Here is a 7,738-nt window from a genome sequence, read left to right as displayed (position 1 = left end):
ACTTTGTCTACAGTCTGACCACCCGCTAGGCGGGTGGATATTTATTCTTTCTTAATTATACTATAATACAATAATTCCTAAGGCATTTAAAACAGAACTGATTAAAATAGCAATAAGGCATACAGGTGCAATCCACTTAATCATAATAGAGAATAATTTTTCACCTTTAAATTTTGTGTTTCCCACTTTAACTTCATCTGCGATTGTTTTCGGCTTGATTACAAATCCGACAAAAATACAGATGAAGAATGCGAGGATAGGCATCAGTATACTGTTGCTGATAAAGTCAAATGTATCTAAAATGGATAGTCCGATAAATTTGATGTGTGACCACATACCAAATCCGAGTGAAGACGGAAGTCCCATAAGAAGAGCAATAACGGTAACAACACCGCAGGTGAATTTTCTCTTCCAATGGAATTTATCTCTTAAAATGGATACAATAGTTTCCATTAAAGAAATAGCGGATGTTAATGCTGCAAAAAATACAAGCAGGAAAAACAGTGTTCCGATAATATTGCCCATAGGCATACTGTCAAATACTTTTGGCAGAGTTACAAACATAAGTCCCGGTCCTTGATTAAGGCTTTCGGCAGTTCCTCCGGAGAAAGCGAATACACCCGGAATAATCATAAGTCCTGCAAGAAAAGCGATGCCTGTATCGAATATTTCAATTTGTCTTACGGAAGATTCAAGATTATTTTCTTTCTTCATATAAGAACCGTAAGTTACCATAATCCCCATGGCAAGTGACATGGAATAAAAAAGTTGTCCCATGGCAGCCAATATTGTTTTAACAGAAAAGTTTTTTAAACTTGGTTTAAGATAATATACAAGTCCGTCTAAAGCACCGTCTACAGTCAGTCCGTAAAATGCGATACCTACGGAAAGGACAACAAGAACAGGCATCATAAACTTACTTACTGTTTCAATTCCTTTCTGTACGCCCAGTAAAACGACGATGGCCGTAAAGGCAATAAAGAGAAAGAACCAGCCGATAGGTTCTGTAGTGGAAGAAATAAATTCGTTAAAATAAGTGTCGGTTGCCGCCTTTGTGCCGTTGCCTGAAACAAAAACAGCGAAATACTTAATAACCCATCCGCCGATAACACTATAATATGGAAAGATAATGATTGGAATGATTGCGGCAAGTACACCTAAAAATCCAAAGCGGCTGTCCAGTTTCTTAAAAGCACCGATAGCGCTTAAACCTGTCTTACGACCTATTGCGATTTCTGCAATCATTAAAGTGAATCCAAAAGTGACGGCAAGAATCAAATATACCAGCAGAAAAGTTCCGCCCCCATATTGAGCAGCGAGGTATGGGAAACGCCAAATGTTACCAAGACCTACTGCTGAACCTGCTGCTGCAAGTACAAATCCGATTTTACTTGAAAAATTACTACGTTGTGACATAAATAAAACCTCCTCTTCCTTTAAAATTGTATATGATTATTGCATAAGAGCCGTGTAAAATCAATAAGAAAATAAAAAAGAAAAAACTGTTGACAGTACGATGAAACTATGGTAGATTAATAAGAGCGGAAAGCAAAAAATAAAGTAGAGTATCCACTCTCACCTTAGCACAATCGAGTGACTAATGGTTTGATATTGAGCATAATTATAGCATTTTCCTTTAGGAAAGAAAAGTGTATTATGTAAAATTTTAGGTGGATAGTTTGTGCTATTCATTTTTTTGCGTTCAAAAGGTTTTATATTTATGATGGAGGTGCAAGACAATTAGCGATTTAATGATTAACGAACAAATCAGAGATAAAGAGATACGTCTGATAGGAGAAGATGGAGAACAATTAGGGATTATGTCTTCAAGAGAGGCGATGAAACTCGCACAGGAAGCAGATTTGGATTTAGTTAAAATTGCTCCAACAGCGAAACCACCGGTTTGTAAAATTATCGATTACGGTAAATACAGATATGAGATGGCGAGAAAAGAGAAGGAAGCAAAGAAAAAGCAGAAAACTGTTGATGTGAAAGAGGTACGTCTGTCACCAAATATTGAATCAAATGATTTGAATACAAAGGTCAATAACGCAAAGAAATTTATCGAAAAAGGTAATAAAGTAAAAGTTACATTACGTTTTCGAGGAAGAGAAATGGCACACGTTCAGACGAGCAAACATATCTTAGATGATTTTGCAGAGATGCTGAAAGATGTTGCTTCTGTTGAAAAACAGCCTAAGTTAGAAGGAAGAAGCATGAGTATGGTTTTAACGGAAAAGCGTTAAACATAAAATAAAAACGGATTAAAATCCACAGTAAACATTAAGGAGGAAGTTTATTATGCCAAAAATTAAAACAAATAGAGCAGCTGCAAAGCGCTTCAAAAAAACAGCAACAGGGAAATTAAAAAGAAATAAAGCTTATAAAAGCCATATCTTAACTAAGAAATCTACAAAGAGAAAAAGAAATCTTAGACAGGCAACTATTACAGATGCCAGCAACGTAAAGAATATGAAGAAAGTATTACCATATCTATAAGATTTAGATAAGATTGAAGGAGGACTAAGAAATGGCAAGAATTAAAGGCGGAATGAACGCTAAGAAGAAACATAACAGAACATTAAAACTGGCTAAAGGTTATAGAGGAGCCAGAAGTAAACAGTATAGAGTAGCAAAACAGTCAGTAATGAGAGCATTAACATCTGCATACGCTGGTAGAAAACAGCGTAAACGTCAGATGAGACAGTTATGGATTGCTCGTATCAACGCTGCAGCAAGAATGAACGGTTTATCATACAGCAAATTTATGCATGGCTTAAAAGTTGCAGGTGTAGAGATGAACAGAAAAATCTTAGCAGACATGGCTATCAATGATGCAGCAGGATTTGCTACATTAGCAGAATTAGCTAAAAAAGCAAACTAATTAAACAATAAAACTATTCAGTCATGGAAAAAATTAATATGACTGAATAGTTTTTAAAAAAAGTTAAAAAAGTTTTTAAAAATTGTTGACAAGTATATTGAAATATAGTAATATACTTTTCGGAGCGAAAATGATATAAAGTATGCAGGAGTGTCGGAACTGGCAGACGAGCAAGACTAAGGATCTTGTAAGCAATGCGCTTGTGTGGGTTCAAGTCCCATCTCCTGCAGGAAGAGAATAGGAACATAGAAATATGTTCCTATTTTTGTATATAAGTTAAAAGAAATCTGATTTATAGATTTGCTTTATCCAGTGGCGAGGAAGAGCATAACTACTTTGGGTTTCCAGACAGAGAATACATTGCCAGTAAAAATGAGTTTCCCATTTTAATACAGACAGCGAAAGATTTTCCAGAATGCAGGTGAATTTTTGCAGGAGCAAGAGTATATCCTGATTTATGTATTTTATTTCCTGAGAATCATCCAAAGAGATTGTGCCATTGAGTAGGCAGTTACCTATATCAGCAGTTTTGGAAAGAAGAACTTTGTATTTTTCCTCAAAAACTGACAGAACATTATAGTCCGCTGTGGAGGAAAGTTCATAAATCTGTCTGAGAAGTATTCGACCGAAAAATAAATGAAGTTCAATGGATTTTGTGGTATAGCACTCCCGTTCTGTCATAAAGACCTCCTAAATGTATCGTTATAATATATTATATGCAACAAAAAATAAAAAGTTAGTCAAAAAATTTGCCGAAAAAAAGGAAATGAAGGAGAAACACAGAATAATATATAATAAGACACTAAAAACATTTCAACAGGAAGTCGAGGGATGGCTATGACAATTCGTGAACAGTTGGAATTAAGAGAAGTAGAGTATTTGAGTCCTTTTGCAACATTAAGCAGTAAGTCAAAAGGAAGAGAGAGGGAAGAAGAACAGTGTGATGTACGTCCTGTGTTTCAGAGAGATCGGGATAGAATTTTGCATTGTAAGGCATTTCGCAGATTAAAACAGAAAACACAGGTATTTCTTCAGCCAAAGGGTGATCATTACAGAACGAGGCTGACTCATACTTTGGAAGTTTCGCAAAATGCCAGAACAATTGCAAAGGCGTTACGGTTAAATGAAGACTTAGTAGAAGCGATTGCTCTTGGGCATGATTTGGGGCATACTCCTTTTGGACACGCAGGAGAACGTGCGTTAAATGAAGTCAGTCCACATGGGTTTAAGCATAATGAACAAAGTGTTCGTGTTGTAGAGTGCTTGGAAAAACAAGGACAGGGCTTAAATCTGACGTGGGAAGTAAGAGATGGTATTTTAAATCATAAGACGAGCGGAAAACCATCTACACTGGAAGGGCAGATTGTCAGACTTTCGGATAAAATAGCCTATATTAACCATGATATTGATGATGCCATTCGTGGTGGTGTTTTAAAGCCGGAAGATATTCCAAAAGAATATCGGGAAATATTGGGAGAAACAACCCGAATGCGTTTGAATACGATGATACATAATGTAATTATCAATAGTATGGATAAGCCATACATAACAATGTCAAAAGATATAGAAAAAGCAACGGCAGGATTGAGAAAATTTATGTTTGAAAATGTTTATTTTAATCCGGCGGCAAAGAGAGAGGAAACAAAGGCAGTAGAGATGATTAAAAATCTGTACGGATACTATATTGACCATATGGATAAATTACCGGAGAAATATTTGCAGAGAATTGCAGAGGGAATAAGCACAAAAGAGCAGAATGTATGTGATTTTATTGCCGGAATGACAGACGCATATGCGGTAAAAAAGTTTCAGGAATTTTTTATTCCGGAATCATGGAAAAGTTAAAAGGAAATCGGAAACTTTTGTTGAATATATAAATATGGGAATATAAATCATAAGGAATTTTATATACGGGAGGTATTCCATGTATTATTCGGAGGAATTAGTAGAAGAAGTAAGAATGCGGAATGATATTGTAGATGTGATTTCCGGATATGTAAAACTTCAGAAAAAGGGAAGTTCCTACTTTGGACTTTGCCCGTTTCATAATGAGAAATCTCCGTCATTTTCAGTCAGCAGAGAGAAACAGATGTATTACTGCTTCGGATGTGGGGCAGGCGGAAATGTATTTACGTTCATTATGGAATATGAGAATTATTCATTTGTAGAGGCATTAAAGTTTCTTGCCGAGAGGGCAGGAATTGATTTGCCGGAAATGGAATACTCAAAAGAGGCGAAGGAAAAGGCAGACTTAAAACTGACCATTTTAGAGATAAATAAATTGGCGGCAAAATATTTTTATGCACAGTTAAAGACGGAGAGCGGTAAAACTGCCTACGATTATTTGAAAAAAAGAGGGCTGAGTGAAGAAACAATAGTGGCGTTTGGACTGGGATATGCAAACAAATACAGTGATGACCTATATAGATATTTAAAGACAAAAGGCTACAGTGATGAACTCCTTATAAAAGCAGGAATTGTTAATGTGGATGAGCGAAAGGGAGCATATGATAAGTTTTGGAACAGAGTTATGTTTCCGATTATGGATGTAAATAATCGTGTAATCGGCTTTGGTGGAAGAGTTATGGGAGATGCAAAACCCAAATATCTTAATTCACCGGAAACGGTTGTGTTTGATAAAAGCCGTAACTTATATGGATTAAATCGGGCAAGAACATCACGAAAGCCGTATTTCCTTATTTGCGAAGGGTATATGGACGTCATTGCTTTACATCAGGCTGGTTTTACAAATGCGGTAGCATCGCTTGGAACTGCTCTTACGGCGGGACATGCCTCTTTGTTGAAGCGGTATGTAAATGAAGTTTATCTCACTTACGATAGTGATGAGGCGGGAACGAAGGCGGCACTTCGGGCAATTCCGATTCTGAAAGATGCGGGAATTACTGCAAAGGTCATCCGAATGGACCCCTATAAAGATCCGGATGAGTTTATTAAAAATTTTGGAGCGGACGCTTTTGCGGATAGAATAGCAAAGGCAAGAAACGGATTTATGTTTGACTTGGAAATGCTGGAGAGAAACTTTGATATGAACTCGCCTGAAGGGAAAACGGAGTTTCATCGGGAAGTTGCGAGAAGACTCTGCAATTTTGAGGAGGAGATAGAGAGAGAAAACTATATCGAGGCTGTGGCACAGACATATCATATCGGATATGATAATTTAAGAAAACTGGTAACTAAGATGGCGGTGCAATCAGGCTTGGCGACTCCTGCGGTTAAACCGAAACAGGCAGTCGGAAAAGAGAAGATTCGAGAGGATGGAAATTTAAGGTCGCAAAAAATTTTGCTGACATGGCTCTTGGAAGATGAGAAAATCTTCAGACAAATTCAAAAATACATTTCCCCGCAAGATTTTACGGAGGAACTTTACGCAACGGTTGCGAAAATTTTGTATGAGCAGTATGAGAATGGAGAAGTAAATCCGGCAAAGATAATGAATCATTTTACGGATGAAGAAGAACATAGGGAAGTTGCTTCATTGTTCCACACAAAAATCAAAGAACTGACAACAAAACAGGAGCAAGAAAAAGCGTTAAAGGAAACAATTATTCGAGTAAAAAACAATAGCATTGAATATGCAACGAAAATGCTTGACCCGACTGATATTGTCGGGCTGCAAAAACTGATGAACGCAAAGCGGGAACTACAGGACTTGCAGAAACTGCATATTTCCATTGATTAAGGATAAAATAAAAGCAAATGAGAGGATTGATACAATATGGAAGAAAATATCGTAAAATTTGAAGAAAAACTAAAGGAATTATTATTGCTTGGCAAAAAGAAGAAAAACATTTTGGAGATACAGGAAATCAATGAAATTTTTGCGGATATGGAATTAGAACCGGAACAGATGGAGAAGGTTTTTGAGTATTTAGAAGGACAGAACATTGACGTTCTCCGTATTAACGGTGATGTAGATGACGACGATGATTTAGAAGTTGTCATTACTGATGAGGACGAAGTGGATGTGGAAAAAATTGACTTATCCGTGCCGGATGGAATCAGTATCGAAGATCCTGTGCGTATGTATTTAAAGGAAATTGGTAAAGTACCTCTTTTAAGTGCAGAAGAGGAAATCGAATTGGCGAAACGTATGGCAGAGGGAGATGAAGAGGCGAAAAAACGTCTTGCAGAAGCAAATCTTCGTCTTGTTGTCAGCATTGCCAAGCGTTATGTAGGAAGAGGAATGCTTTTCCTTGATTTGATTCAGGAAGGAAACTTGGGGCTTATTAAAGCGGTTGAAAAATTTGATTACGAAAAAGGGTTTAAGTTCAGCACATATGCGACATGGTGGATTCGCCAGGCAATTACAAGAGCGATTGCGGATCAGGCGAGAACAATTCGTATTCCGGTGCATATGGTTGAAACAATTAATAAATTAATTCGTGTATCAAGACAGTTGCTTCAGGAATTGGGAAGAGAACCGTCACCGGAAGAAATTGCGGAAGAATTGGATATGCCTGTAGAAAGAGTAAGAGAGATTTTGAAAATTTCTCAGGAACCTGTATCTTTAGAAACACCTATTGGTGAAGAGGAAGACAGTCATTTGGGAGATTTTATTCAGGATGATAACGTTCCTGTACCTGCGGAGGCTGCAGCAGCCACATTGTTAAAAGAGCAGTTGGGAGAAGTTTTAAATACATTAACGGACAGAGAACAGAAAGTATTGCGTCTTCGTTTCGGTATGAATGACGGAAGAGCGAGAACTTTGGAAGAAGTCGGAAAAGAATTTGACGTTACAAGAGAGAGAATTCGTCAGATAGAGGCAAAAGCGTTGAGAAAACTTCGTCACCCTAGCAGAAGTCGTAAATTGAGAGATTACTTAGATTAGGAGTT

Annotated in this window: 8 protein-coding genes and 1 tRNA gene; 7 read left to right on the top strand and 2 right to left on the bottom strand. The window is 37.2% G+C overall.

Annotated features, from left to right (window positions below):
• Positions 1 to 60: 60 nt before the first annotated feature.
• On the bottom strand, positions 61 to 1,416 hold the full coding sequence (locus tag ACYPXO_RS06955; RefSeq protein ID WP_459639885.1) for a sodium-dependent transporter: 1,356 nt from the start codon (positions 1,414 to 1,416) through the stop codon (positions 61 to 63).
• 335 nt (positions 1,417 to 1,751) lie between these two features.
• Here ACYPXO_RS06955 and infC point away from each other — a divergent pair, with 335 nt between their 5' ends.
• The 4 genes from infC to ACYPXO_RS06935 all read left to right on the top strand — a co-directional run bounded on the left by infC (position 1,752) and on the right by ACYPXO_RS06935 (position 3,113).
• Positions 1,752 to 2,246: a translation initiation factor IF-3 gene (gene infC, locus ACYPXO_RS06950; protein ID WP_459639884.1), complete on the top strand. Its 495-nt coding sequence runs from the start codon at positions 1,752 to 1,754 to the stop codon at positions 2,244 to 2,246.
• A 55-nt stretch (positions 2,247 to 2,301) separates the two neighbouring features.
• Positions 2,302 to 2,499 carry a 50S ribosomal protein L35 gene (rpmI, locus tag ACYPXO_RS06945; protein ID WP_009460876.1) on the top strand — a complete coding sequence of 66 codons (198 nt, stop codon included), beginning with the start codon at positions 2,302 to 2,304 and terminating at the stop codon, positions 2,497 to 2,499.
• A gap of 31 nt (positions 2,500 to 2,530) precedes the next feature.
• Positions 2,531 to 2,884: a 50S ribosomal protein L20 gene (gene rplT, locus ACYPXO_RS06940; protein ID WP_009460877.1), complete on the top strand. Its 354-nt coding sequence runs from the start codon at positions 2,531 to 2,533 to the stop codon at positions 2,882 to 2,884.
• Positions 2,885 to 3,028: 144 nt separating this feature from the next.
• Positions 3,029 to 3,113: transfer RNA gene (locus ACYPXO_RS06935), tRNA-Leu, on the top strand.
• Between the two features lie 47 nt (positions 3,114 to 3,160).
• Here the strand turns inward: ACYPXO_RS06935 and ACYPXO_RS06930 are convergent.
• A complete protein-coding gene (locus tag ACYPXO_RS06930) occupies positions 3,161 to 3,565 on the bottom strand; it encodes a hypothetical protein (protein ID WP_459639883.1) in 405 nt (134 codons plus the stop codon).
• A 156-nt stretch (positions 3,566 to 3,721) separates the two neighbouring features.
• On the opposite strand from ACYPXO_RS06930, the gene ACYPXO_RS06925 reads away from it, so the two are divergent.
• The 3 genes from ACYPXO_RS06925 (at position 3,722) to rpoD (ending at position 7,733) form a co-directional block, all read left to right on the top strand.
• Complete coding sequence (locus ACYPXO_RS06925) at positions 3,722 to 4,729, top strand: deoxyguanosinetriphosphate triphosphohydrolase (RefSeq protein ID WP_459639891.1); 1,008 nt, start codon at positions 3,722 to 3,724, stop codon at positions 4,727 to 4,729.
• Positions 4,730 to 4,808: 79 nt separating this feature from the next.
• Positions 4,809 to 6,584 (top strand): DNA primase, encoded by a 1,776-nt coding sequence (gene dnaG / locus ACYPXO_RS06920; RefSeq protein ID WP_459639882.1) that lies wholly within the window; start codon positions 4,809 to 4,811, stop codon positions 6,582 to 6,584.
• 36 nt (positions 6,585 to 6,620) lie between these two features.
• Complete coding sequence (rpoD, locus tag ACYPXO_RS06915) at positions 6,621 to 7,733, top strand: RNA polymerase sigma factor RpoD (protein ID WP_459639881.1); 1,113 nt, start codon at positions 6,621 to 6,623, stop codon at positions 7,731 to 7,733.
• Positions 7,734 to 7,738: the final 5 nt, after the last annotated feature.

This window comes from Faecalimonas canis, from assembly GCF_054601575.1.
The sequence above is the reverse complement of the archived record's forward strand: the minus strand, read 5'-3'. Positions and strand labels throughout refer to the sequence as shown.